At 64.3% G+C, this 22,551-nt stretch carries 21 protein-coding genes and 1 pseudogene; 13 read left to right on the top strand and 9 right to left on the bottom strand.

What is annotated here, in order from left to right; translation table 11 throughout:
• Positions 1 to 156: 156 nt before the first annotated feature.
• The 5 genes from B0G71_RS11270 to B0G71_RS11245 form a co-directional block, all read right to left on the bottom strand.
• Positions 157 to 411: a hypothetical protein gene (locus B0G71_RS11270; RefSeq protein ID WP_116141790.1), complete on the bottom strand. Its 255-nt coding sequence runs from the start codon at positions 409 to 411 to the stop codon at positions 157 to 159.
• 300 nt (positions 412 to 711) lie between these two features.
• Positions 712 to 2,049, bottom strand: coding sequence for a C45 family peptidase (locus B0G71_RS11260; RefSeq protein WP_116141786.1), 1,338 nt, complete (start codon positions 2,047 to 2,049; stop codon positions 712 to 714).
• Positions 2,050 to 2,213: 164 nt separating this feature from the next.
• Positions 2,214 to 3,947, bottom strand: a complete 1,734-nt coding sequence (locus B0G71_RS11255; protein WP_116141784.1) for a ClcB-like voltage-gated chloride channel protein — start codon at positions 3,945 to 3,947, stop codon at positions 2,214 to 2,216.
• 112 nt (positions 3,948 to 4,059) lie between these two features.
• Complete coding sequence (locus B0G71_RS11250) at positions 4,060 to 4,797, bottom strand: glutathione S-transferase (protein WP_116141782.1); 738 nt, start codon at positions 4,795 to 4,797, stop codon at positions 4,060 to 4,062.
• Between the two features lie 196 nt (positions 4,798 to 4,993).
• A complete protein-coding gene (locus B0G71_RS11245; protein ID WP_116141780.1) occupies positions 4,994 to 6,091 on the bottom strand; it encodes a YeiH family protein in 1,098 nt (365 codons plus the stop codon).
• 122 nt (positions 6,092 to 6,213) lie between these two features.
• Here B0G71_RS11245 and B0G71_RS11240 point away from each other — a divergent pair, with 122 nt between their 5' ends.
• From B0G71_RS11240 to B0G71_RS11205, 8 genes are all read left to right on the top strand, one after another.
• Positions 6,214 to 7,122 carry a LysR family transcriptional regulator gene (locus B0G71_RS11240; protein ID WP_116141778.1) on the top strand — a complete coding sequence of 303 codons (909 nt, stop codon included), beginning with the start codon at positions 6,214 to 6,216 and terminating at the stop codon, positions 7,120 to 7,122.
• Positions 7,123 to 7,312: 190 nt separating this feature from the next.
• Positions 7,313 to 8,086: a TIM barrel protein gene (locus tag B0G71_RS11235; protein WP_116141776.1), complete on the top strand. Its 774-nt coding sequence runs from the start codon at positions 7,313 to 7,315 to the stop codon at positions 8,084 to 8,086.
• Positions 8,087 to 8,303: 217 nt separating this feature from the next.
• Positions 8,304 to 9,287 (top strand): sugar kinase, encoded by a 984-nt coding sequence (locus tag B0G71_RS11230; protein WP_116141774.1) that lies wholly within the window; start codon positions 8,304 to 8,306, stop codon positions 9,285 to 9,287.
• 136 nt (positions 9,288 to 9,423) lie between these two features.
• Positions 9,424 to 10,719, top strand: coding sequence for an MFS transporter (locus B0G71_RS11225; protein ID WP_106284277.1), 1,296 nt, complete (start codon positions 9,424 to 9,426; stop codon positions 10,717 to 10,719).
• The gene (locus B0G71_RS11220) at positions 10,719 to 11,684 is read left to right on the top strand and encodes a D-glycerate dehydrogenase (RefSeq protein ID WP_116141772.1); all 966 of its coding nucleotides are present in this window, start codon (positions 10,719 to 10,721) and stop codon (positions 11,682 to 11,684) included. The genes B0G71_RS11225 and B0G71_RS11220 overlap by 1 nt, the downstream gene beginning before the upstream one ends.
• A 25-nt stretch (positions 11,685 to 11,709) precedes the next feature.
• Entirely contained in the window at positions 11,710 to 12,792 is a 1,083-nt protein-coding gene (locus B0G71_RS11215) for a LacI family DNA-binding transcriptional regulator (protein WP_116141770.1), read from the top strand.
• 71 nt (positions 12,793 to 12,863) lie between these two features.
• Complete coding sequence (locus B0G71_RS11210; protein WP_116141768.1) at positions 12,864 to 13,682, top strand: YhfC family intramembrane metalloprotease; 819 nt, start codon at positions 12,864 to 12,866, stop codon at positions 13,680 to 13,682.
• A gap of 168 nt (positions 13,683 to 13,850) precedes the next feature.
• Complete coding sequence (locus B0G71_RS11205) at positions 13,851 to 14,219, top strand: DUF3022 domain-containing protein (RefSeq protein WP_106284281.1); 369 nt, start codon at positions 13,851 to 13,853, stop codon at positions 14,217 to 14,219.
• An 18-nt stretch (positions 14,220 to 14,237) separates the two neighbouring features.
• Here the strand turns inward: B0G71_RS11205 and B0G71_RS11200 are convergent, their stop codons facing one another.
• On the bottom strand, positions 14,238 to 14,675 hold the full coding sequence (locus B0G71_RS11200) for a PGDYG domain-containing protein (protein ID WP_106284390.1): 438 nt from the start codon (positions 14,673 to 14,675) through the stop codon (positions 14,238 to 14,240).
• A gap of 302 nt (positions 14,676 to 14,977) precedes the next feature.
• Positions 14,978 to 15,499 (bottom strand): Spy/CpxP family protein refolding chaperone, encoded by a 522-nt coding sequence (locus tag B0G71_RS11195; RefSeq protein WP_116117155.1) that lies wholly within the window; start codon positions 15,497 to 15,499, stop codon positions 14,978 to 14,980.
• 198 nt (positions 15,500 to 15,697) lie between these two features.
• Between B0G71_RS11195 and B0G71_RS11190 the strand changes: the two are divergent.
• The 3 genes and pseudogenes from B0G71_RS11190 (at position 15,698) to B0G71_RS11180 (ending at position 18,462) form a co-directional block, all read left to right on the top strand.
• Positions 15,698 to 16,547: pseudogene (locus B0G71_RS11190) on the top strand (LysR family transcriptional regulator).
• Positions 16,548 to 16,682: 135 nt separating this feature from the next.
• Positions 16,683 to 17,141, top strand: coding sequence for an Lrp/AsnC family transcriptional regulator (locus B0G71_RS11185; RefSeq protein ID WP_116141766.1), 459 nt, complete (start codon positions 16,683 to 16,685; stop codon positions 17,139 to 17,141).
• A gap of 223 nt (positions 17,142 to 17,364) precedes the next feature.
• A complete protein-coding gene (locus tag B0G71_RS11180; protein WP_116141764.1) occupies positions 17,365 to 18,462 on the top strand; it encodes a saccharopine dehydrogenase family protein in 1,098 nt (365 codons plus the stop codon).
• A gap of 135 nt (positions 18,463 to 18,597) precedes the next feature.
• On the opposite strand, the gene B0G71_RS11175 is transcribed toward B0G71_RS11180, so the two are convergent.
• Positions 18,598 to 19,215, bottom strand: coding sequence for an ATP-binding protein (locus B0G71_RS11175; RefSeq protein ID WP_116141762.1), 618 nt, complete (start codon positions 19,213 to 19,215; stop codon positions 18,598 to 18,600).
• The gene (cydX, locus tag B0G71_RS11170) at positions 19,212 to 19,361 is read right to left on the bottom strand and encodes a cytochrome bd-I oxidase subunit CydX (protein WP_116117151.1); all 150 of its coding nucleotides are present in this window, start codon (positions 19,359 to 19,361) and stop codon (positions 19,212 to 19,214) included. Before cydX ends, B0G71_RS11175 begins: the two co-directional genes overlap by 4 nt.
• 667 nt (positions 19,362 to 20,028) lie before the next feature.
• Here cydX and corA point away from each other — a divergent pair.
• Both corA and B0G71_RS11160 read left to right on the top strand, forming a co-directional pair.
• Entirely contained in the window at positions 20,029 to 21,006 is a 978-nt protein-coding gene (corA, locus tag B0G71_RS11165; RefSeq protein WP_116141760.1) for a magnesium/cobalt transporter CorA, read from the top strand.
• 352 nt (positions 21,007 to 21,358) lie between these two features.
• A complete protein-coding gene (locus tag B0G71_RS11160; protein WP_106284289.1) occupies positions 21,359 to 22,321 on the top strand; it encodes a sugar ABC transporter substrate-binding protein in 963 nt (320 codons plus the stop codon).
• Positions 22,322 to 22,551: the final 230 nt, after the last annotated feature.

The raw sequence follows: 22,551 nt of genomic DNA, 5'->3' as shown, positions 1-22,551 counted from the left end.
GGACGTGATTGTTGCCGCTGAAAGAAACGCCAGAGGCCGCGCTAGTTGCCGTATGCCGCATGAGAAAAAGAGCCCGGCCGCGCACGCCGTCGTCACCGCTGACGGGCCGCGACGTCTCACGCATGCAACCGGCGCGCGCTTCCGTACATGCCGGTGTCAGGTCTGCAAATGCTCGTTCTGTCCGGTGAAGCTTCGATCGAGATGCCGTGACTTGGGCAGCGCGATATGTTGCCATTGTTGCGGACGAGTGTTGTCCGTGGCGGCAACATCCGGTGCCGCCGGGGCGACGGGTGCTGCGTTGGCGCGTTCGGCAAGACTATTGGCGTTCGTGCTGTCCGGCGCGGTGTGAACCGGTGCGGCGAAACACGAGGCTGACAGCGTCACCATGGTCAACAGCGTCGAGGTTTTCATCCCGACCTCCTAAGCTCATGCGGCGCTGACAGTGGAGCAAGTGCTGTGCCGCAAGCGCTGTGCCGTCCCCGCGTCGAAAGGACGGCGCATGCTCTGCGCGGCGTGGCCGAGGTGTATGTCGGCGGCTACCGCGCACCTTTCCATCTTACGCGCGCAAATTCTGCACCGCGCGCACGTTTGCGGCAAAACGGTATTGTGATTTTAGATAATGGCAGAGACGCGGCGACAACGCAGCAGCGCCATCGCGAACGGCCGTGCGGCGTGAATGTTGCGATGCGGCAGGTGCCGTGAACGCGGCCTCTAGCGCAGCACGTCGAAGCGCGTCCACGGCCACGAAGGCCGGTCGCGCATGTAGCCGTTGAGCCAGTTCCACTGCGGATGCCGCTTCATGAACGCCTGCGCGTCGAACGGCCGGCCGCAAGGGTGGCCCCAGCGCGCGCTGAACGCCATCTCGCGCGCCATTTCACTGTCGACCACCTTGCCGTCGTTGGCGCCCCAAGGATTGAACGGCCCGTGATCGGTGCCGCCGAAGCGCGCGTCGTCCAGTTCCAGATGCCCGCAGATGGTGCGCGAGCAGGGGTTGTCGTTGCGGTCGAGATAGACGTCGTGATGATCGGCGATCATCTCCTTGGCCAGTTCCACGTCGATCTTGCCGCGATGCATTTCCTCGAGCTGCATGAAGCGCAGGCGCCGTGCGCCGTTCTTGCGAACGTCCGTATAGTCTTCGCCTTCGCCGAGGCATTCCTGGTTGCGGATCTTCAGGTCGGTCGCGGTGTTGTAGCCGCTGTAGAAACCGTCCCTGGTGCTCTCGAAACCGGAGAAGTGCAGGCCCAGTTCGTAGCGCGCGATCTCGCCGGTCTTGGCGTCGCCCAGCAGCCAGCTGTTCGCATAGCCGCCGTTATTGGCGATCGCGAACATTTCGCACCATTCGCCGATGCTGTTCGCGTACTGCGACGCGCGCCGCGAGCGATAGAACTCGGGCGCGCCCGCCGCGTTGTAGCCGGCGAAGTTGGAGATGGTGGTTTCCGTCACCATCAGCCCCGCAGCGGTGACCCAGAAATCCGTCAGACTGGAAATGCAGCCGGGCAGCCCTTGCATCAGGATGCGGTTGCCCTCGTCGGGCACGATGTCGAAGATCACGTTGAACGCGTCGCCGGCGGCATAGCGGTCCCACGAGTTGTGTGCCATCACGATGCGGCCGTCGCGCGTTGCCCGGCCGGTGGCAATGAATGCGCTGCAGTGGTGCCCGCGCCGTCCGCGCCAGGGCTTCACGCCGAGGTTCGGCTGCTTCTGCGAAGCGTGGGTCGGCCACCAGCTTTGCAGCAGATCCATGTAGCCGTTCCATGCCAGCACTTCGGCGAACGGCAGCTTCGCGCCGTCGGCGATGCCCTGGATTTCGTCGGCGAATTCGGTGTCGAGTTTGTTGGCGAACTGGGAGACCGCGGCGTTGACGAAGGTGTCGAAATCTTCGCCGGTGTCCCATTTCGCGAGATAGCGGGCGGTGTGGATCGCGTTGCGGATTTCGCTGGCGAGCAACTGGCCGTGCTGCTCGCCGCGATCGTACGGCTCGCCTTCGATATGCAGGAAAATCCAGCCCGCCTGGTCGCGGCGCACGGCATCGAGGGACGGTTCGCTCATCTTCGCTCCGATCGAAGGACGGGCGTCTCGGCTCGCCCGTTCTGGCGTAACGCGCGCTGCCGGCGTTCGCCGCAGCGGTCTGTCCATTGTAGAGAATTTGCCGCGCTTTGCACGGGCCCCAAAGAGACCGCGAGCGCGGCCTTCAGGCGGATCGCGCGCGGTGTCTAACGCGTCGGATTCATGCGGAAATACGCGTCGAGCAGCGAGCTTTTGTAGACCACGCCGGCGAGCGTGGGATGCGCGGCGCTTTCGATCACCGGCAGGCGTTCACCCTGAAACGCGAGGAAGTGCTGCAACGCTACGCCGAGCGGCATGTCCGGCGTCAGCACGTCGAAATGCGGCTGCAAATAGTTCGCCGCGGTCTTCGCGGACGTGTCGCTGCCGTCGAGCAGATCGGAGGTGATGTCCTTCAGAGCGACCACGCCTAGAAACGCGCCAGACTCGTTCGCCACGTAGAGATACTTCACTGGATATTCGAGGAATACGCGTGTCATGTCGTGCACGGTGGCGTTGGGCGGCACGACGGTTTCGGCGGGGCGGATCAGCTCGCGCATCTGCGTGGCGCGCAGTCGCGAGCGCTCCTGTTCCTCGTGATTGCGGCGCAGCGTGATTTCGTACATGGAGTTCTTGCCGATCGCGCGCGACACGAAATAGGCGACCACGCACGAGAGCATCAGCGGCAGCACGACCTGATAGCTGAGCGTCATCTCGAAGATCATCAGGATCGCCATCAGCGGCGCCTGGGTCGCGCCCGCCAGAAACGCGCCCATGCCGACCATCGCGTACGCGAACGGCGCCGACGTGCCGTGCGGCCACAGCGCGTGCATGCCCTGGCCGAACAGCGAGCCGACTACCGCGCCGACGAACAGCGTCGGCGTGAACACCCCGCCGACCGCGCCCGAACCCGCCGTAGCCGCCGTGGCGACGACCTTGAACGCCAGCACGAGGACGAGTGCGGTCCACGTCCACGGCGAATGCAGGATCGCGTTGACGACGCTGTAGCCGTTGCCCCACACCTCGGGCGTCCAGACCGACAGAATGCCGACCACCAGGCCGCCGAGCGCGAGCCTCACGGGCAGCGGCACCGGCAGTTTGCGAAAGCTTTGCTTCGACAGGTCGAGGAGCCGCAGAAACTGCGGCGCGGCCGCGCCGCACAGCGCGCCGAGCGCGACGAACAGCAGCACCTCAAGGCCGGCCACCGGCGGAAACACCGGCATTTCGTACGGCGGCTTGTAGCCGGCGAATTCACGCATCGTGATGTTGGCGACCACCGCCGACACCACCACGGGCCCGAAGCTTTCCATCGCGATCGAGCCGAGCACGATCTCGGTGACGAAAAATGCGCCCGCGATCGGCGCGCTGTACGCGGAGGTGATCCCGGCCGCCGCGCCGCAGGCCACCAGCAGGCGCAGCCGCGGCGGATCGAAATGCACCCAGCGTCCGATCAGCGAACCGGCGAGCGCCGCGAGTTGCACCATCGGACCTTCGCGGCCAATCGACCCGCCGCTCGAAATCGTGAACAGCGACGACACGCTGCGCCACATGCTCAGCTTGACCGGCACCACGCCGTCGCCGATCGCGACCGCTTCCATGTAGTCGATGTGATTGCATTTGTCCTCGTAACGCCGTGCGATCAGCAGAAAGAACCCGGCGATCAGGCCGCCTGCCGCGGGCAGCCAGATCCGCACGGTCCACGGCAAGCCGCGCGCCATTTCGACGAAACTGCCGGACTTGCCGACGATCGCGAATTGCAGCAGCGCGATGCCCTCGCGAAAGCCGATGGTCGCGAAGGCGCCCGCCACGCCGACCACGACCGACCAGATCAGCATGGTGTGAGCGTCGGAAAGGCGGAACAGATCTTGGGCGCGGGTGCGCAGCTTCAGCAGGAATGAAAGCACGTCGGCGGTACAGGGCGTGAAAGTGGGTTGGACAGCGCGCACGGTAACAGCATCGCGCCCGCTTTGGACGGCGGGCGCGCAACGTTGAGCGAACGAGTGAAGAAGGGGCGGCTCAAGTCGCCGCCTTGTCGAGTTCCGGGTAGTGCCGGAAGATGCAGGCCTCGTTGTGTTCGATGCGCCGCTCGGACTGCAAATACGCGGCGATGTTCGGCCGCTCGATCACCGCATCGTGCAACGCGGCGAGCCGCGGGTAGTGTTCGCCGAATCGCCTGAGCGCGCGGGGAAACGCGTACAGCAGGCCGTCGATCAACTGGAACATCGACAGGTCGACGTAAGTGAGCGCGTCGCCCACCATGAACTGATCGCCGGCCGGATTCTGTTTGAGCACGCGCTCGAAGTACGACATGAACTTCGGAATACGGTTGTCGATGAAGTCATGCGCGCGCGCCTTGGCGGCGTCTTTCTGGTCTTCGTAGTACAGCGCGCTGGCGAGCGGGTGATGCGTGTCGTGCGCCTCGGTGACCATGTCCGCGATGGTCAGTTGCAGGCCGTTGGCCACATAGCGCAAGCTCTCCACCGAGGGCGCGAGGTTCAGCCGCGGGCCGAGATAGAACAGGATGTTGGCCGTCTGCGCGATCACCAGGTCGCCGTCTTTCAGAAACGGCGGCGCGAACGGCGGATAAGGCTCGTCCTTGCTCTTCATCACCGACATCATCGCCTTGGTGCCGAGACCGTCAGACGGTTCGCCGCGCGCCACTTCCACGTAGTCGGCGCCGGCTTCTTCCAGCGCGAGCCGCACGAATTCTCCGCGGCCTTGCAGGCCGTCCCAATAGTAAAGTTCCAGGCTCATCGATCGATCCTCATTTCGGTTGCATTGACACTGACGCGAAGACGGGGCGCGAAGCGAAGCGCGGAAGCGGCCCACCTTGGCATGCTGCATGAGCTGACAACGTCGGCAGCCAGTATGCCGCGTGAGCGGGCAGATTGGGTCTCCAGAATGCGCAAAACCCCGCACGCGGCGGGGTGGGTTTGAAGGCGAGGGCGGCTTAGCCGAACAGGTGCTGGACAGTCCATGTAATTCCGAGTCCGCCGGCAATCAGCCACACATACAGGATGAAACCGGTGGTCAGCGCGCGGGGCCCGGCCTGACGGATCTGCGCAATTCGCGTTTCGATGCCGAGCGCGGTCATGGCCATGGTCAGCGCGAAGGTGTCCAGCGTGTTGAGCGTGCTGGTCGCGGCTTCCGGCAGCACATGCAGCGAGTTGATCACGACGAAGGCGAGAAAGCCGAGCGCGAACCAGGGAATCGCCAGCTTGCGCGGCGCGTTGCCGTGGGCGTCGTCGTGCGCGCCGGCTGCGGCCGAATCGCGACGCGCCGAGCGGTTCACCCACATGCCGACCACCAGCAGCACCGGCACCAGCAACATCACGCGGGTCATCTTCACGATGGTGGCAATGTGTGCCGCTTCCGGGCTCACGTTGCTGGCCGCGCCGACCACCTGCGCCACTTCATGGATCGTGCCGCCGAAGAAGAGGCCCGCGCCGACCGTGTCCAGATGCAGCCAGCCTGCCTTGAACAGAATCGGGTAGAGGAACATCGAGAGCGTGCCGAACAGCACCACGCTGCCTACCGCCATCGCGCTTTTATGCGGCTTCGATTGCAGCGTCGATTCGAAGGCGAGCACGGCGGCGGCGCCGCAGATCGCGCTGCCCGCGGCGGTCAGCAAGGCCGTGTCGCGGTCGAGCTTCATGATTTTCATGCCGGCCCACGTGCCGATCACGAGCGTGCTGACCACGATCAGGACGGATTCCGCGAGACCGGGCACGCCGACCTGAGCGATTTCCTGGAGGCTCACGCGCAGTCCGAAGAAGGCCACCGCGATCCGCAACAACTTGCGCGCCGAGAAATTGACGCCGGCCGCCCAACTGGCGGGCATGCCATCGCGCAAGGCGTTGCCGTAAATGGCGCCGGCCACGATGCCGACGATCAGCGGGCTCAAGCCCAAGCCGGCGATGGCGGGAATCGCGGCGATGCGCGTGACGGCAGCGGCGAAAAGCGCGACGAACAGAACGCCGTTGAGCTGCCCGCGGGTGGAAAACCCGGCGGGCGTCGTGCTGGAGGCGGTGAGATGAGCGGTGGACATGAAGCAGCCCTTTTCTGTAACTGACGGAAGATTCGATGGGGCTAATCCTAAATTAGATATATCGATATGAAAAATCATGATTTAGAATGTAAGGTATCGCCTCAGCCGATACTTCGCCCTCCATGACCCCCGATCAACTTATAACTTTCGCTGCCGTCGCCGAGCATCGCAACATTAGCCGGGCGGCTGTGGCGCTGCACTTGTCGCAGCCCGCCGTGTCCGGCCAGTTGCGGCAGTTGCAGGACGAATTCGGCGAGCCGCTGTATCAGCGCGACGGCCGCGGCGTGCGTCTCACGCCCGCGGGCGAACAGCTCGCCAGCTACGCCACGCGGCTGCGCGACACCTGGCGGCAGGCGCATGCGTACCGTGATGCCTTGCGCGGGCTCGAGCAGGGCACCTTGCGGATCGGTGCGAGCACCACGCCCGCGAGCTACCTGCTGCCGTATCTGATCGCCGACTTCCATCGCCGCTATCCGGACGTCACGCTGCATACGGCGGACGGCAATACCACGGAGATCGTCGCTGCGCTCGATTCGGTGGACATCGCGATGATCGAGGGGCCGGTCGGCGTGGATCTGCCGCCGGACACCGCGGTGCATTCGTGGCGCGAAGACGAGATCGTCGCGATCATGCCGCGCGCGCATCCGTTGGCGCAGACGGCGGAGTCGGCGCAGTCAGGCAGAGGCGGCCCGGCCGGGCTGGCGGCTTTCGGCGACTATCCACTGGTGTTGCGCGAAGCGGGCTCGGGCGTGCGGCAGATCGTCGAGCGCGCGTTTGCGCGGGCCGGTGTGCCGATGCGCGTCGCCTTGGAGATCGCCGGCGTCGAAGGCGTGAAGGAAGCGGTGCGCGCGGGCATGGGCATTGGTTTCGTGTCGGCCATGTCGATGCGGCACGAAGACCACGCGCTGTGTCTGCTGTCGCTCAGTCCGGAGCCGCTCACGCGGCGGCTGTCGATTCTGGTGCCGCATGCGAGCGCGCCGTCGCGGGTGGTGGAGCAATTTCTCGCGCTGTGTCTCGCGGAACAGCGTTGAGTCTTTGGCGCGGCTGCCAGCACGTCGATCGCACACCATGCCAACCGACGCCTGGGGATTTCCACTATGGTGCATAACGGCGCCCTCGGCGCACTATTCGGGCATCGGAAGCGCCTCGGCGCTTTTTTTCGAAGCGTGTTTGGAACCGGTTCCAAATGCCGATCGCGAGACAGATTTGAGTAAATTCGACATGGCTGACGCAGTGGAAGTGGTGATCGTCGCAAGCGCATTCGGGATGGACGCGGTCCGCACGGACGGTCATCTGAAGTGGGCGCAGGCGAGCAAACAGGCCGGCGCGGCGGGTTTCGAAGTGCGCCGCGAACTGTTCGCTGACGAAACAGACGCCGCGCCGCACAAGCTGCGCGCGCTCGGCGAGCAGATCGCAGAGCTGGGACTATGGTCCGTGTACTCCACGCCGGCTGCGCTGTACACGGCGCAGGGCAAACTCGACGCCGAAGCATTGCGCCTTTCGACGGAAGAAGCGCGCGCGCTCGGTGCGCGCTTCGTGAAGTTGCAACTCGGCGGGTTCGCCGCCGACGCCAATGCTGCGGTGATCGCCGATCACATGCGCTGCGCGGAGTTGCGCCTCGTCGTCGAAAACGGGCAGTTGGCCGAGGGCGGTTCGCTCGCGCAATTCACCGGCCTGTTCGACGCGCTGGCGCGCGAAGGCCACGCCGACGTGCTCGGCATGACCTTCGACATCGGCAACTGGGCCTGGCGCGAGGTGATGCCGCTCGACGCCGCCCTGCCGCTGGCTGCGCATGTGGACTACATCCATTGCAAGACGACGGTGGGTGAGGGCGCACGACGCTTCCCCGCGGCCCCGGCCGCCGACGACGCCCAGTTCGCCGCCGTGCTGGACAAGCTGCCGCGTCATGTGCCGCGCGGCATCGAGTTTCCGTTCGATACGAGCCATACCGAAGCAGACGCGGCGCATTACGTCGCATGGCTGGCCGCCGCGTGAGCGGCATGTGGAACCTGAGAGAAGCAGCGACACCGGGAAAAGCACGCGGCAACAGGCACGCGGCAAATGGGTCGTGGCAAAGGAAAGCAGCAAGCGGTGGACGCAAAGCGGCAGACCCAAACGGCACGCAGCAAATCTGACGCTGCAAACCGTAAGCGATAACCACCCACGCAAACACGCGAAACACGCAGCAAAAAGGATCACGCAGGAGCGAAGCATGAGCAAGCCAACCGCAGCACTCGATGTCATCACCTACGGCGAAGCGATGGCCATGTTCGTGGCCGCCGAAACCGGCCCGCTCGCGGGAGTCGGCCAGTTCACGAAGCGTGTCGCCGGCGCCGATCTGAACGTGGCGATCGGTTTGTCGCGCCTCGGCTTCAAGGTGGGCTGGATGAGCCGCGTCGGCAACGATTCGTTCGGCCAGTACGTGCGCGACACGCTGACGAAAGAGGGCATCGACCAGGGCTGCGTCACGACCGACGAGCGCTATCCGACCGGCTTCCAGCTGAAGTCGAAAAACGACGATGGCAGCGACCCGGCGGTCGAGTATTTCCGCAAGGGTTCGGCGGCGAGTCATCTGTCGCTGGCCGACTATGCGGCCGACTACGTCTTGCAAGCGCGCCACCTGCATCTGACCGGCGTGGCGCCCGCGATTTCGGCCAGCTCGCGCGAACTCGCGTTCCATCTGGCGCGCGAGATGCGTGCCGCCGGCAAGACGATTTCGTTCGACCCGAACCTGCGCCCGACGCTGTGGCCGTCGCGCGCCGCGATGATCGACGGCCTGAACGCGCTTGCCGCGCTGGCCGACTGGGTGCTGCCCGGCATCGGCGAGGGCGAGATTCTGACCGGCTACACACAGCCGGAGGACATCGCGAAGTTCTATCTGGATCACGGCGCGCGCGGCGTGATCATCAAGTTGGGCGCGCAGGGCGCGTACTTCCGCACCGCCGGCGATGCCGCCGTGATCGCCGGTCAGCCGGTTGCGAAAGTCGTGGACACGGTCGGCGCGGGTGATGGTTTCGCCGTCGGCGTGGTCAGCGCTTTGCTCGAAGGCAAGTCTTTGCCGCAAGCGGTGGCGCGCGGCAACCGCATCGGCGCGCTGGCGATTCAGGTGATCGGCGATTCGGAAGGGCTGCCGAGCCGGGCCGAACTCGACGCGCTGGAAGAGGCCGACACAGCTTCCGTGGCCGCTGCGGCCTGACGACCGAGGGACCTCGCGGCTCGCAAGACCGCAAGCCGCGTTGAACCCGACCGCCTCGATAACAGCAAGAGCGCTCGAACAGAGCGCCCCATGACCGTCCATCATTGTTTCGGGAAGCCGTCCAAGGAGACACCCTATGACTTCATCGCTTGCGATTCGCCGTTGGTGGACGATCATGCCGATCGTTTTCATCACCTACAGCCTCGCTTATCTGGATCGCGCGAACTACGGTTTCGCGTCGGCCGCCGGCATCAACCAGGACCTTGGCATTAGCAAGGGACTGTCGTCGCTGATCGGCGCGCTGTTCTTCCTCGGTTATTTCTTCTTCCAGATTCCCGGCGCGATCTACGCGGAACGCCGCAGCGTCAAGAAGCTCGTGTTCTGGAGCCTGATTCTGTGGGGCGGGTGCGCGTCGCTCACCGGCATGGTCAGCAACATTCCGTCGCTGATGGTGATCCGCTTCGTGCTCGGCGTGGTCGAAGCCGCGGTGATGCCGGCCATGCTGATTTTCATCAGCAACTGGTTCACCAAAAGCGAGCGCTCGCGTGCCAACACTTTCCTGATTCTCGGCAATCCGGTGACGGTGCTGTGGATGTCGGTGGTATCCGGCTATCTGGTGCATTCGTTCGGCTGGCGTCACATGTTCATCGCCGAAGGCGCGCCCGCAATTCTTTGGGCCGTGTGCTGGTGGTTCATCGTGAAGGACAAGCCGCAACAGGTGTCATGGCTCACGCAGCAGCAGAAGGACGACCTCGCCGAAACGCTGCGTGCCGAGCAGGCCGCGATCAAGCCGGTGCGCAACTATAGCGACGCGTTCAAAACGCCCGCGGTGATCAAGCTGTGCGCGCAATATTTCTGCTGGAGCATCGGCGTGTATGGTTTCGTGCTGTGGCTGCCGTCTATCTTGAAGAACGGTTCGACGCTCGGCATGGTCGAAACCGGCTGGCTCTCGGCGCTGCCTTATCTTGCCGCGACCATCGCGATGCTTGCAGCTTCGTGGGCATCGGATAAACTCAACCGCCGCAAGGTATTCGTGTGGCCGTTCCTGCTGATTGGCGCGGTCGCGTTCGCGGCTTCGTATGCGCTCGGTTCCACGCATTTCTGGCTCTCGTATGCCTTGCTGGTGATCGCCGGCGCCGCGATGTACGCGCCGTATGGCCCGTTCTTCGCGATCGTGCCGGAACTGCTGCCGAAGAACGTCGCGGGCGGCGCGATGGCGCTGATCAACAGCATGGGCGCGCTCGGTTCGTTCGTCGGCTCATATGTGGTCGGCTATCTGAACGGCGCGACCGGTTCGCCCGCCGCGTCGTATGCATTCATGAGCGTGGCGCTCGTCGCCGCCGTGATTCTGACGCTGATCGTCAAACCGCAGCAGCAGGAAACCGGCAACGCGGCCGCCGTTCGTCATACCGTTGCAAGGAAAATAAGCTGATGAACAAGATCGTCGCCTGGAAGTCGTTGCCCGAAGATGTGCTCGCGTATCTGCAGCAGCATGCGCAAGTCGTGCAGGTCGACGCCGCGCAGCACGACACCTTCGTGGCCGCGCTGAAAGACGCGGACGGCGGCATCGGTTCGAGCGTGAAGATCACGCCGGCGATGCTCGAAGGCGCGACGCGGCTCAAGGCGCTCTCGACCATCTCGGTGGGCTTCGACCAGTTCGACGTGGCCGATCTCACGCGCCGCGGCATCGTGCTCGCGCACACGCCCGACGTGCTGACCGAGTCCACCGCGGACACGGTGTTTTCGCTGATTCTCGCCTCGGCGCGGCGCGTGGTCGAACTCGCCGAATGGGTGAAGGCAGGGCATTGGCAGCACAGCATCGGCCCGGCTTTGTTCGGCGTCGACGTGCAGGGCAAGACGCTCGGCATTGTCGGGCTCGGGCGGATCGGCGGCGCGGTGGCGCGGCGCGCGGCACTAGGTTTCAACATGAAGGTGCTGTACACCAACCGCAGCGCGAACCCGCAGGCGGAAGCGGCGTATGGCGCGCGGCGCGTCGAGTTGGCGGAACTGCTTGCCGTGTCCGACTTCGTTTGCCTGCAAGTCCCTTTGACGCCGGAAACGAAGCATCTGATCGGCGCGGCCGAGTTGAAGTCGATGAAGAAAAGCGCGATCCTGATCAATGCCTCGCGCGGCGCGACCGTCGACGAAAAGGCGCTGATCGAGGCGTTGCAAAACGGCACGATTCACGGCGCGGGTCTCGACGTGTTCGAGACCGAACCGCTGCCGGCCGACTCGCCGCTGCTGAAGCTGGCGAACGTGGTCGCGCTGCCGCATATCGGTTCGGCGACTCACGAAACCCGTCACGCCATGGCGCGTAATGCGGCGGAAAACCTGGTCGCCGCACTCGACGGCACGCTGACCAACAATATCGTCAACCGCGACGTTCTTTCGAAATGAGCCCGTTCCGCTCGATGAGCAGCCGATGAGCACGACGCCGCAGTCCACGCCGCGCCGCGCGACGATCACCGACGTCGCGCGCGAAGCCGGCACCGGCAAAACCAGCATCTCGCGCTATCTGAACGGCGAGATGAGCGTGCTGTCGCCGGAACTGCGCGCGCGCATCGAGGCCGCGATCGCGCGCCTCGACTATCAGCCGAACCAGATGGCGCGTGGCCTCAAGCGTGGCCGCAACCGTCTGATCGGCATGCTGCTCGCCGACCTCACGAACCCCTACACGGTCGAAGTGCTGCAAGGCGTGGAAGCGGCATGCCACGCGCTCGGGTTGATGCCGCTGATCTGTCACGCGGCGAACGAAGTCGAGATGGAGCGGCGCTATCTGCAACTGCTCACCACGTACCGGGTGGAGGGCGTGATCGTCAACGCGCTCGGCGTGCGCGAGGAAACATTGCGGCCGGTGGGCGGCGGCGGAATTCCGGCGGTGCTGGTCGATCGTTCGGTGGATGGGCTCGTCACGGATATGGTCGGTCTCGACAACCGGGCGGCGGCTGAACTCGGCACGCGGCATCTGCTGGACAATGGCTTCGACGATATCTGGTTCGTGGTTCAGCCTTTCGAGCAGGTCAGCTCGCGGCAACTGCGCGAAGCGGCGTTTCGTGAGGCGATCAGCGCTCAAGGCGGGCAACGCGGCAAGCGCGCCGCGCGCGGGCACACGTTGGTGTTGAACCTCGCGGACGCGGACGAGGTGGCGCGCGGCCTCGCCGAACTGGACCGCGCGATCGACGCAGCCGCCCACGCGCTCGACGCCGCCACGAGCAACGCGGCGCGCATCGCCCTGTTTGCGGCCAATGCGCCCGTCGCGCTGTGTCTCGCCTTGCATCTGAAAGCGCGCTACGGCGCCGACTGGCAAGCCCGCGTCGCGCTGCTCTCCATCGACGACCCCGACTGGGCCGAACTGACCGGCGTCACCACGATCCGCCAGCCGACCTACCAGATCGGCTACCGCGCGGTCGAGTTCCTGCACGAACGCATCGAAGGCGTTCAGACCGCCGCGCGCGACTGTCTTCTGCCGGGCGAACTGATCGTCCGCGCCTCCACTTTGCGCTGAATTCCCGCCGATCTGCGATCATTCGGGCTGCGGCGCGCAGCGGGTGCGCGCCGGACATCGCAAGGAAACTCATGGTTGTTGCACCGCTTACCCTCTCGAGCCTCGCCCTCGCGACGCTGCTCGTCGCCGCTTTACCCTTCCTGATCTACCGCCGTCTGCGCCGGCCGCTCGCGCTCAAGCCGCGTGACGCCATCACCGGCATCGCCGTGTTCGCGCTGTTCGCCATGGTGATCGAGCGCGCGCTGAACGACTACGTGCTGCATCGGAACGAAGCGACCGCGAACTTCCTGTCGAATCCGCTCGCCTTCGTGGTGTACGGCGCGCTGGCCGCGGGTATTTGCGAAGAAGTGGGGCGGTTCATCGGCATGCGGCTGCTGCTCAAACGGGCGGCGGCGAAGGCTGGCTCCACGTCGCTCGCGGCAGGCACGAACGACGGCACCGCGCTGACCTACGGCCTCGGACACGGCGGCGCGGAAGCCTGGCTCGTCGGCGTGCTGGTGCAGATTCAATGGATCCTGTTCGCGGTCTTCGAAAACCGCGGCCAGCTCGACAGCTATCTGAGCAATCTGCCGACCGATTCGTTGATGCGCATCCACCTGATTCTCGCCAGCCTGACGCCGCAGACGGCCGGCATTTTCGCGCTCGAACGGGTGGCCGCGCTGGTGTTCCAGATCGGCTTGTCGGTGCTGATGTGGCGCGGCTTGCGGGCCGGCTGGCGCGGCATCCTGCCGCTCGCGATCGTATTGCATGCGCTGGTGGACGTGCCCGCCGCGTTGTTCCAGGCGCAACTCGTGCCGCTGGCGGCGGTGGACGCCTTGTATGCAGTCGGAGCGGTGATCGTGGCGGGGTTGCTGTTCCGGGCGTACAGGCGTCCTGTCGTGGCCGCTTGATGCGCGCTTCGTACTACACGTTCGACAATCGCGTGACCACCACGAGATAGCCACGCAATGGGCGCGTGACGGTCGCTCGATGGCGCGCATCAGACGCGCTCCGTCTTGAGCCGTCAACCGTTCTCTACAATTGGCCTCTTTTCGAGGCCACCCTTTCGGCACACTTCAATGGAAGAAGCTTACCAATACGACTGCGCCAATCCCGAGTTCGAGGAACTGGCGCGCGTGATCAGCGATCTGTTTCCCGAGCAGACGCAGTTCATCCAGCGCGCCGCGGAAGACGGCACGCCGACGCTGGCCATTCACTGGGTAGCGATGCGTTTCGGTTCCACCGCGCGCCGTATCGTGATGACCGTGGTGATCGCACCGGCCGCGTTGGCGCGTTATCGCGCAATGCCGGCGCGGCTGCGCGGCCGCAGTTTCGCGGTGCTGCGCGCGTATGTCGAAGCGAGTATCGGCTCGCTCGAAGAACAGTATGCGAATGGCGAAGCGGTGCCGCGCGACGTCACCGTGGATCTGGGTGACGAGTTCGCTTGATGCACATGCGGAGCCGGCTCAATCGGCGAGCCGGTAGACCTTCGCGAAGCGGGCGGCCTGCACCACGCCGTAGTCGCCTGGCGCGTATTGCATGACCCAGTCGCCGGCGACGCCGCGCAGCACGTCGCCGCCGTTTGCCGAGCGCGCGAGCGTGAACGCCTCATGCATCTGTTTGGCCAGCACGACGGCGGGCCGGTTGCGGTACGCGCCGGCTTCGCCGTGCGAGACGGCTGCGTCGGCGGGAACGTATTTGGCGTCGAAGCGTTCGCGCGAGACAACCCAGCGGTCGCCCGTCGAACCGGTGATCAGCGCGTCGCCGCGGACATAGCGGTTGGGGCCTTCGAGGCTCATCAGTTCGCCTTCGGCGGCGGCGAATTCAACGCTGACCGTTTCGTCTTTGACGACGCGGCAGGCGTCGGCGTCTTGGCTCAGGTCGAGATTTTTCAGTTCGGTCATGAAGCGGGCAAGTATGGAGAGTTTGGCAGCGGTGCCGGACTTGAAGTCTTCGGGCCGCGTACGACTCACATCATGCCAGATGCATCTGGCGACCGGTTTCTTTTGCGAAGGATGGCGGGCGCGGATCGTCTGTTTGTCGCGCGGAATCGCTAAGGCGGGAAGAGCCGGATCGGCGTGTGGACCGCAGGAAAGTTCGACGTGCGGCAAGCGTAAGGGCGCCCCCCCCGCCGCCGCGCACGGCAAAAAAATCCGCCGCGCGCAGCGTGCACAAGCGACACTGCGCGCAAGCGGTTTTTTTACACTTACGGCTTTACCGTGGCGTCGCTTGCGGGCGCGGCAGCGGCCTTGCCGCCTTTACCCTTGCCACGATGACCATGGCCTTCCACGCCGCCCGGCTGATGGAAGGTCACGTCAGCCAGCTTCTTCTGTTCCGGCGAGAAGCTGTTGTACAGCGGGTCGAACGCGTCGACGAGCTTCTTCATGCCGTCCGCGTGCGCTTGCGCGATCGTCGCGTATTGCTTCATGTCGTCGAGCGCCGACAGGTTGGTGGCGGCCCGGCGTTGCTGGAACAATTGACCCATCGTCTGGCCGTTGCCGCGCATCACGTCGGCGAACGCGTTCCACTGCGATTCCTGCGCCGAGGTGATCTTCAGTTGCGAGTGCAGGTAGGCGATGCGGTCTTCGACGTTGCGCTCATGACCGGCCTTGCCGGCGGGTGCGGAAGCGGCGCTCACCGGTGCCGACGCCGACGCCGGCGCGGAAGTTTGTGCGAACGCGCCGCTCATGGCGACTGCGGTGGCCAGCATTACCAGTGCTTTTTTCATCGAAACTCCTGATGTCTATTCGAATTGGGACAAGGCTCGCGAGCGAGCGGCCCGTGGTGCGTCAGTCATGCACGAGTCAAGACGACGCACGGCGGCCGGCTGCCCACTTTGCCGTCGCCGCTATTAGTATCACGATATCCCTACAATGCGGCTCTTATGCGACAAACGCTTACAACCGAAACGAACAGGAAATAGCGGGTGGACAAATTCGTCAGCATGGAAATCTTCGTCGCCGTGGTCGAGGCGGGCAGCCTGACGGCGGCCGCCGAGCGCTTCGACATTTCGTCGGCGATGGTGGGCAAGCATATCCGTTCGCTCGAAACGCGGCTCGCCACGCGGCTATTGACGCGCACCACCCGACGGCAAAGTCTGACGGAGATCGGCCGGCAGTATTACGAGCAATGCCGGCGCATTCTGGCCGAGGTGAAAGAAGCCGAGTCGCTCGCCGAGGCAATGGCCGCCGCACCGCGCGGCGTGCTCAAGGTGACGGTGCCGCTCACTTACGGCGTGGAAGTCTTCGCCCCGGCGATGACCGAGTACCTCACCGCATGGCCGGACATCACGCTCGAACTCGATCTGTCGAACCGCTTGATCGATCTGGTGGAAGAGGGCTTCGACGCGTCGGTGCGCATCGGCCGGTTGCCGGATTCGAGTCTCGTGGCGCGGCCGTTGAAGCCCTACCGGATGCGCGCGTGCGCGTCGCCCGCGTACCTCGCGCGCGCCGGCACGCCGCGCACGCCAGAAGATCTGTTGCATCACGAATGTCTGGGGTTTCTGCATTGGGGCCGCGAAGGTTTGTGGCGTCTCGGCGGCGACCACGCGGAGGAATGCATAGGCGCTCAAGGTCGCCGCGCTGCACGGCTTCGGCCCCGTGTTGCAGCCGGAGGCGCTGCTGGCGAGAGAAATTGCCAGCGGCGAACTGGTGTCGGTGCTGGAAGATTATTTGCCCGATGGCGCACCGGTGCATCTGCTGTATCCACGCGATCGCCGCGCCACGCCCAAGCTCACCAGCTTTATCGATTTCGTGGTCGAACGGTTCGGCGTATGAGCCTGGCGGCGCACGTTTCGTGACCTCTCGTGCGACTCACACAATGTGTTCATCGCGATAGCCCCGGTGACTGCTCCATTTGCCGATGAAGACGCGCGATAATCCGCCTCACCTGAGCCACTTCCTTTTCCCTCCATGAGACCTCCGCGCCTCGACCAACTCGATGATCTCGATCGCAACCTCGTTGCGCTGCTGCAGGCGAACGCGCGCGAGAGCGTCGCCAACCTCGCTCGCCAACTGGGCGTGGCGCGCACTACGGTGATCGCGCGCATCGCGCGGCTCGAGCGCAGCAACGTGATCGCGGGGTACAGCGTGCGGCTCGGCCAGGACGTGCTCGATTCGAGCATCGTGGCTTATGTCGGCATCATCCTTGCGCCGAAGCATGGGCCTGCCGTGCAGAAACGCCTCGGCAAGATGCCCGAGGTGCAGTTGCTATGCGCCGTGAGCGGCGAGTTCGATTACGTTGCGTGGCTGCGTGCCGATTCGCCTGATCGCCTGAACGATCTGCTCGATCAGATCGGCGAACTGGAAGGTGTGGAGCGGACCACGACTTCGATCATTCTGGCGCGCAAGATCGATCGCGGCATGGTGTGAGCACCGTCTGGCGTTTACACCGTTTTAACACCTTTTCGACATATTGAATGATTGGTTCGTCATAACGTCGAACCTCATGGTCATACCGCAGCATTTTGCACGTATGAACTGTTTTTGCTTCTCCCTAAACTGTTGCTGAAGGGTACAGCCCGCCGGGCGCCGCGCCACAAGCGCAGCGCACTTCCCAAAGCTGGAGACAGCACACAATAATCAGGAGAAGCGCATGAAAGTAGCCATCGTTGGCGCAGGTTTGATCGGTCACACTATCGCCCACATGTTGCGCGAAACCGGCGACTACGACGTCGTCGCATTCGACCGCGACCAGCACGCGCTCGACAAACTCGCCGCCCAGGGCATTCCGACCCACCGCGTGGATTCCGCCGATGCCGCCGCGCTGCGCGCCGCCGTGCAAGGCTTCGACGCGCTCGTCAACGCGCTGCCGTACTACCTCGCGGTGAACGTGGCCTCGGCGGCCAAGGGCGCGGGCGTGCATTACTTCGATCTCACGGAAGACGTGCGCGCCACCCATGCGATCCGCGCGATCGCCGACGACGCCGATCACGCTTTCATGCCGCAGTGCGGTCTCGCGCCGGGCTTCATCGGCATTGCCGCGCACGAACTGGCGAACCGCTTCACGGAAATCCGCGACGTCAAGATGCGGGTGGGCGCGCTGCCGGAATTCCCGACCAACGCGTTGAAGTACAACCTGACGTGGAGCGTCGACGGTCTGATCAACGAGTACTGCCAGCCGTGCGAAGCGATTCGCGATAGCCGCACGCAGTGGGTGCAGCCGCTCGAAGGCCTCGAACATTTCTCGCTCGACGGCACCGAATACGAAGCCTTCAACACTTCCGGCGGTCTCGGCACGCTGTGCGAGACGCTGTCGGGCCGGGTCGAGTCGCTCGACTACAAGTCGGTGCGCTATCCGGGCCACCGCAACCTGATGCAATTCCTGCTCGAAGACCTGCGCCTTGCCAGCGACCGCGACACGCTCAAGACCATCATGCGCCGTTCGGTGCCTTCCACCGCGCAAGACGTGGTGCTGGTGTTCATCACGGTGAGCGGCATGCGCGACGGTCAACTGGTGCAGGAAGTCTTTACCCGCAAGATCTTCGCGAAGACCGTCTGCGGCGTGCCGATGAGCGCGATCCAGATCACCACGGCCGGCGCGATGTGCGCGGTGCTCGATCTGTTCCGCGAACAGAAGCTGCCGCAAAAGGGCTTCGTGCGCCAGGAGCAGGTGTCGCTGCGCGATTTCCTCGCGAACCGCTTCGGCCAGCTGTATGAGGGGCAGGCGCTGGAGACCATGGCTACGGTCTGAAGGATCGGCGCCGAGGGCCGTGCGACAACGCGGCAACACGCATGAAATGTCTGCCGCGAGCAGCTAGGAAGGCTTCGTAGAGAGCCGAGGAAGCGCCCCGTTATTCGGGGCGTTTTTATTGATGCCGACGTTACGCTACACAGGCATCGGCGGCATGAGCGTCGCCGCCCGCGGCTCGCCGACGATGCGCGCGAGCAGGGCTTCATAATCCGCCGACGTTGGCGCGGTATTGTCGAACATCAACAGGTCGTCGCGGATATCGCCGCTGGGCTCGAAACGGCGCTGCCGATACTCGTCCCAGTGCGCAAGCTTGTAGGCATCGTCCGGATTGGCGCGCTCCACGATGCGCCGATGCGCCGTCTCTTCCGACGTATGGACCCACACGACCCGGAGCGCCACGTCCGCATCCACCCCCAGCCACGCGCGATCAAACAAACGCCGCTCACGTACTTCGCGCGAGAGCGGCCCGACCACGATCGCGCTAATGCCGAGTTCGAGATTGTCGCGGGCGGTGTCGAGCAGGCCGCGATACTCGGGGTTGCGCAGATGCTCAAGGAACAGCGGGCTGTCGCGGTCGTTCGAATCGCCGGTCAGCATGGCCATGGCGGCCGCGCTGTAGCCGCCGTAGAGCGTGTCTTTATCGAGCAGGCAGAAGGGCGTGGCGCACGCTTTCATCAGCGGGCCGACGAGTTTTTTCGCGAGCGTGGTCTTGCCGGTGCCCGCGTGACCGCAGAAGAAAACCAGATGAGTCACGAAGGGCGGTCCTCGGGCGTGGCAGGTACGGCGCCGGCGCGTTGCGGGTCACGCGCGAACTTGTCGCCGGCCTCCAGCCACATCACGTTGATGATGCCGAAGCCCAACGCCACGCCGATACCGAGAATCCAGGTGAAATACCACATTGCAGTCTCCTTGATCTTATGTCGGACGAGGCCGGACCTGAAGCGTTGCGCGTTGTCGTCAGAGCGATGGCGAGCTGCCGGCGGGCGAAGGTATGCGCTGGAACCGAGGGTAAATCCGCAACGCGGACCTCGCACGCGGTAGCACACGGAACCGCCCTTTGCAGCGATCATGAAGAAGAACGCGGCGCCGTGCAAGAGGTCGCGGGGTCGGCCGTTCGGCCAGGCTGGCGGAACGGGTGGCCGTTGCTATGATGCATGGCAAAGGTTGGGCGGCAGCAGCGGTCAGCAATCAGGACGGCCAGGCATTGTCCCGCATACCGATCAGAAAGAATACGCACACGAGCGGGACCGTAATTAACAACATGGGAGACCAGCATGCCGACGCGTCCCGGCCACCACCGGCAGGCCGCACTGGTCGCATTGGCGCGGCTGGGCGCGCTTAGTCTCGCGTGCTCGCCGGCTGCGCCTCGACACCCGCCGAGCCGGTTCCGTTCAAGCCGGTGCCGGCCGCGCGCGTCGTAGGCTGCGAGGCTTAACAATTCGATACATGGCCTTCACGCGTAGCCCTTAACATGGCGGCTAAAGCAAATTCGTTCATGCAGAGCGCCGCCAAGCTTACGTATCGTAAGCGTGCGGCCGGTCTGTTCCGTTTTCAAGGTAACTCAACATGCTGATCAATTGCGCCGCGTATCAGGACGGCCGGAAGCTGGCAGACATCGACATCGATAGCATCAGCGACTACGTGGCTCGGCCCGAGTGTTTCGTCTGGGTAGCGCTGAAAGACCCGGGGCCGGGCGAGCTGGCCGTGATGAAACACGAGTTCGGCCTGCACGAGCTCGCGATCGAAGATGCGCAGAATGGCCACCAGCGTCCCAAGATCGAGGAGTATGGCGAGTCGCTGTTCGCCGTGATGCACACGGTGGAAATGGATGAAGAGGGCGAACTGCTGATCGGCGAAGTCGACGTGTTCGTCGGCGCCAATTACGTGCTCTCCGTGCGGCGCGGCACCCGCGCCGGCTTCCAGAACGTGCGTGCCCGCTGCGAGCGCGAGCCGCAACTGCTCAAGGAAGGCTCGGCGTTCGTGCTGTATGCGCTTGCCGACGATATCGTCGATCGCTATTTCCCGATTGTCGAGACCATGAACACCGAGATCGAAGCGCTCGAAGACCGCATTTTCGACCGCAACAATTCGGCGGCTTCGCGCGCGATCATCCAGGATCTGTACTCGCTCAAGCGCCGCCTCGTGATCCTGCAGCACCATATCGCGCCGTTGCAGGAAGCCCTCAGCAAACTGACGGGCGGCCGCATTCCGAGCATCTGCGAAGGCATGCAGGCTTACTTCCGCGATGTCTACGACCATCTCGACCGGATCGTCAGAATCATCGACGGCCGGCGCGAAATGGTCGTCACCGCCGTGCAGGTCAATCTCGGCATGATCTCGCTGGCGGAGAGCGAGGTGACCAAACGGCTCGGCTCGTTCGCGGCGCTGTTCGCGGTGCCGACCATGATCGCCGGCATCTACGGGATGAACTTCCAGAGCATTCCCGAGTTGCATTACCAGTACGGCTATCCGATCTGTCTGCTGGTCATGCTGAGCGTCGACCTCGTGCTGTATTGGCGCTTTCGCAAGGCCGGCTGGCTCTGATGTGAGGCGGTGCGGCGTTCGTCCGCGCCGCTCCGTGCTTGCACCGCGCGCAATAAAAGTCCAGCATAGGCGGCCCGCCGGCTTGCGATCTTGCAACCGGCGGTCAATCCGACACGCACGGACCAAGCGAGGAACCCTTTGCCACACGCCGTCTGCCGGCGCGCCGACGCGGCGCGCCGCTTCGATTCGACCATATGTAGTGCATCGCCGTGCGTCCCGCATGCCGATGCACTGCAACACCGCGCATCGTTGACAATCAGAATAGACTGCGCTGAGAATGGGCTTCGCAAACGTTTGCGCACTAATTAAAAATAAGGCTCCGCCGCGAGCCTGCCAGACCCTGGAGATATGCATGAGCCAACGCATTCGCCGCCGCATCCTGACGGCCGCCGTCCTCGCCACCGCCACCGCCGCGTTGCCGTTTTCCTCCGCGTACGCGCAAAGCGCGCCCGCTCATAAACCGAAGGTCGCGCTCGTGATGAAGTCGCTCGCCAACGAGTTCTTCCTCACGATGGAGACCGGCGCGAAGGACTATCAGAAGCACAATCCGTCGCAGTTCGACCTGATCACCAACGGCATCAAGGACGAGACCGATACGGCGAACCAGATCCGCATCGTCGAGCAGATGATCGTCTCGAAGGTCGACGCCATCGTGCTGGCGCCGGCCGATTCGAAGGCGCTGGTGCCGGTCGTCAAGAAAGCGATCGACGCGGGCATCATCGTCGTGAACATCGACAATCGGCTCGACCCCGACGTGCTCAAGTCGAAAAACCTGAACGTGCCGTTCGTCGGCCCGGACAACCGCAAGGGGGCGCAGAAGGTCGGCGACTATCTGGCGAAGAAGCTGAAGTCGGGCGACGAGGTCGGCATTATCGAAGGCGTGTCGACCACCACCAACGCGCAGCAGCGCACCGCGGGTTTCAAGGATGCGATGCAGACGGTCGGCGCCAAGGTCGTCTCGGTGCAGTCGGGTGAATGGGAAATCGACAAGGGCAACGCAGTGGCGTCGGCCATGCTCAACGAATACCCGAACCTGAAGGCGCTGCTCGCCGGCAACGACAACATGGCGATCGGCGCGGTCTCGGCGGTGCGCGCGGCGGGCAAGCAAGGCAAGGTGCTGGTGGTCGGCTACGACAACATCAATGCGATCAAGCCGATGCTCAAAGATGGCCGCGTGCTCGCCACCGCGGATCAGTACGCGGCCAAGCAGGCCGTGTTCGGTATCGACACCGCGTTGAAGGCGCTCAGCGAGCACAAGAAGCAGGCGGATCTGTCCGGCGTGGTGGAAACGCCATGCGATCTGGTCACGAAGTAAGCATTGCCCGGTCAGTCCCGGGGTAAGTCGGGTACGCGGGTTCGCGCCGGCGCCGTTTCATGCTTGATGCTCGACCTGCGCCCGCCAAACCCGCGTCTTTTCAATAAACGCTCAAGAAACCTGCCGCGCCGCCGTTAATTCCAGAGGTAAGCGTCATGACGGTGCCGCGCGACGGGAGGGTGCGTGGCTGTTAGCGCCGGCGCATTCCGCGCATTGGGCCGGCATGACAT

The sequence above is a fragment of the Paraburkholderia sp. BL27I4N3 genome (assembly GCF_003386115.1).
In the GTDB taxonomy this organism is placed as follows: domain Bacteria; phylum Pseudomonadota; class Gammaproteobacteria; order Burkholderiales; family Burkholderiaceae; genus Paraburkholderia.
The sequence above is the reverse complement of the archived record's forward strand: the minus strand, read 5'-3'. Positions and strand labels throughout refer to the sequence as shown.

Excerpts from the sequence above, each read along its gene's own strand:
- B0G71_RS11270 (WP_116141790.1), bottom strand. The coding sequence starts at position 411 with ATGAAAACCTCGACGCTGTTGACCATGGTGACGCTGTCAGCCTCGTGT.
- B0G71_RS11260 (WP_116141786.1), bottom strand. The coding sequence starts at position 2,049 with ATGAGCGAACCGTCCCTCGATGCCGTGCGCCGCGACCAGGCGGGCTGG.
- B0G71_RS11250 (WP_116141782.1), bottom strand. The coding sequence starts at position 4,797 with ATGAGCCTGGAACTTTACTATTGGGACGGCCTGCAAGGCCGCGGAGAA.
- B0G71_RS11245 (WP_116141780.1), bottom strand. The coding sequence starts at position 6,091 with ATGTCCACCGCTCATCTCACCGCCTCCAGCACGACGCCCGCCGGGTTT.
- B0G71_RS11240 (WP_116141778.1), top strand. The coding sequence starts at position 6,214 with ATGACCCCCGATCAACTTATAACTTTCGCTGCCGTCGCCGAGCATCGC.
- B0G71_RS11235 (WP_116141776.1), top strand. The coding sequence starts at position 7,313 with ATGGCTGACGCAGTGGAAGTGGTGATCGTCGCAAGCGCATTCGGGATG.
- B0G71_RS11230 (WP_116141774.1), top strand. The coding sequence starts at position 8,304 with ATGAGCAAGCCAACCGCAGCACTCGATGTCATCACCTACGGCGAAGCG.
- B0G71_RS11225 (WP_106284277.1), top strand. The coding sequence starts at position 9,424 with ATGACTTCATCGCTTGCGATTCGCCGTTGGTGGACGATCATGCCGATC.
- B0G71_RS11220 (WP_116141772.1), top strand. The coding sequence starts at position 10,719 with ATGAACAAGATCGTCGCCTGGAAGTCGTTGCCCGAAGATGTGCTCGCG.
- B0G71_RS11215 (WP_116141770.1), top strand. The coding sequence starts at position 11,710 with ATGAGCACGACGCCGCAGTCCACGCCGCGCCGCGCGACGATCACCGAC.
- B0G71_RS11210 (WP_116141768.1), top strand. The coding sequence starts at position 12,864 with ATGGTTGTTGCACCGCTTACCCTCTCGAGCCTCGCCCTCGCGACGCTG.
- B0G71_RS11205 (WP_106284281.1), top strand. The coding sequence starts at position 13,851 with ATGGAAGAAGCTTACCAATACGACTGCGCCAATCCCGAGTTCGAGGAA.
- B0G71_RS11200 (WP_106284390.1), bottom strand. The coding sequence starts at position 14,675 with ATGACCGAACTGAAAAATCTCGACCTGAGCCAAGACGCCGACGCCTGC.
- B0G71_RS11195 (WP_116117155.1), bottom strand. The coding sequence starts at position 15,499 with ATGAAAAAAGCACTGGTAATGCTGGCCACCGCAGTCGCCATGAGCGGC.
- B0G71_RS11185 (WP_116141766.1), top strand. The coding sequence starts at position 16,683 with ATGAGACCTCCGCGCCTCGACCAACTCGATGATCTCGATCGCAACCTC.
- B0G71_RS11180 (WP_116141764.1), top strand. The coding sequence starts at position 17,365 with ATGAAAGTAGCCATCGTTGGCGCAGGTTTGATCGGTCACACTATCGCC.
- cydX (WP_116117151.1), bottom strand. The coding sequence starts at position 19,361 with ATGTGGTATTTCACCTGGATTCTCGGTATCGGCGTGGCGTTGGGCTTC.
- corA (WP_116141760.1), top strand. The coding sequence starts at position 20,029 with ATGCTGATCAATTGCGCCGCGTATCAGGACGGCCGGAAGCTGGCAGAC.
- B0G71_RS11160 (WP_106284289.1), top strand. The coding sequence starts at position 21,359 with ATGAGCCAACGCATTCGCCGCCGCATCCTGACGGCCGCCGTCCTCGCC.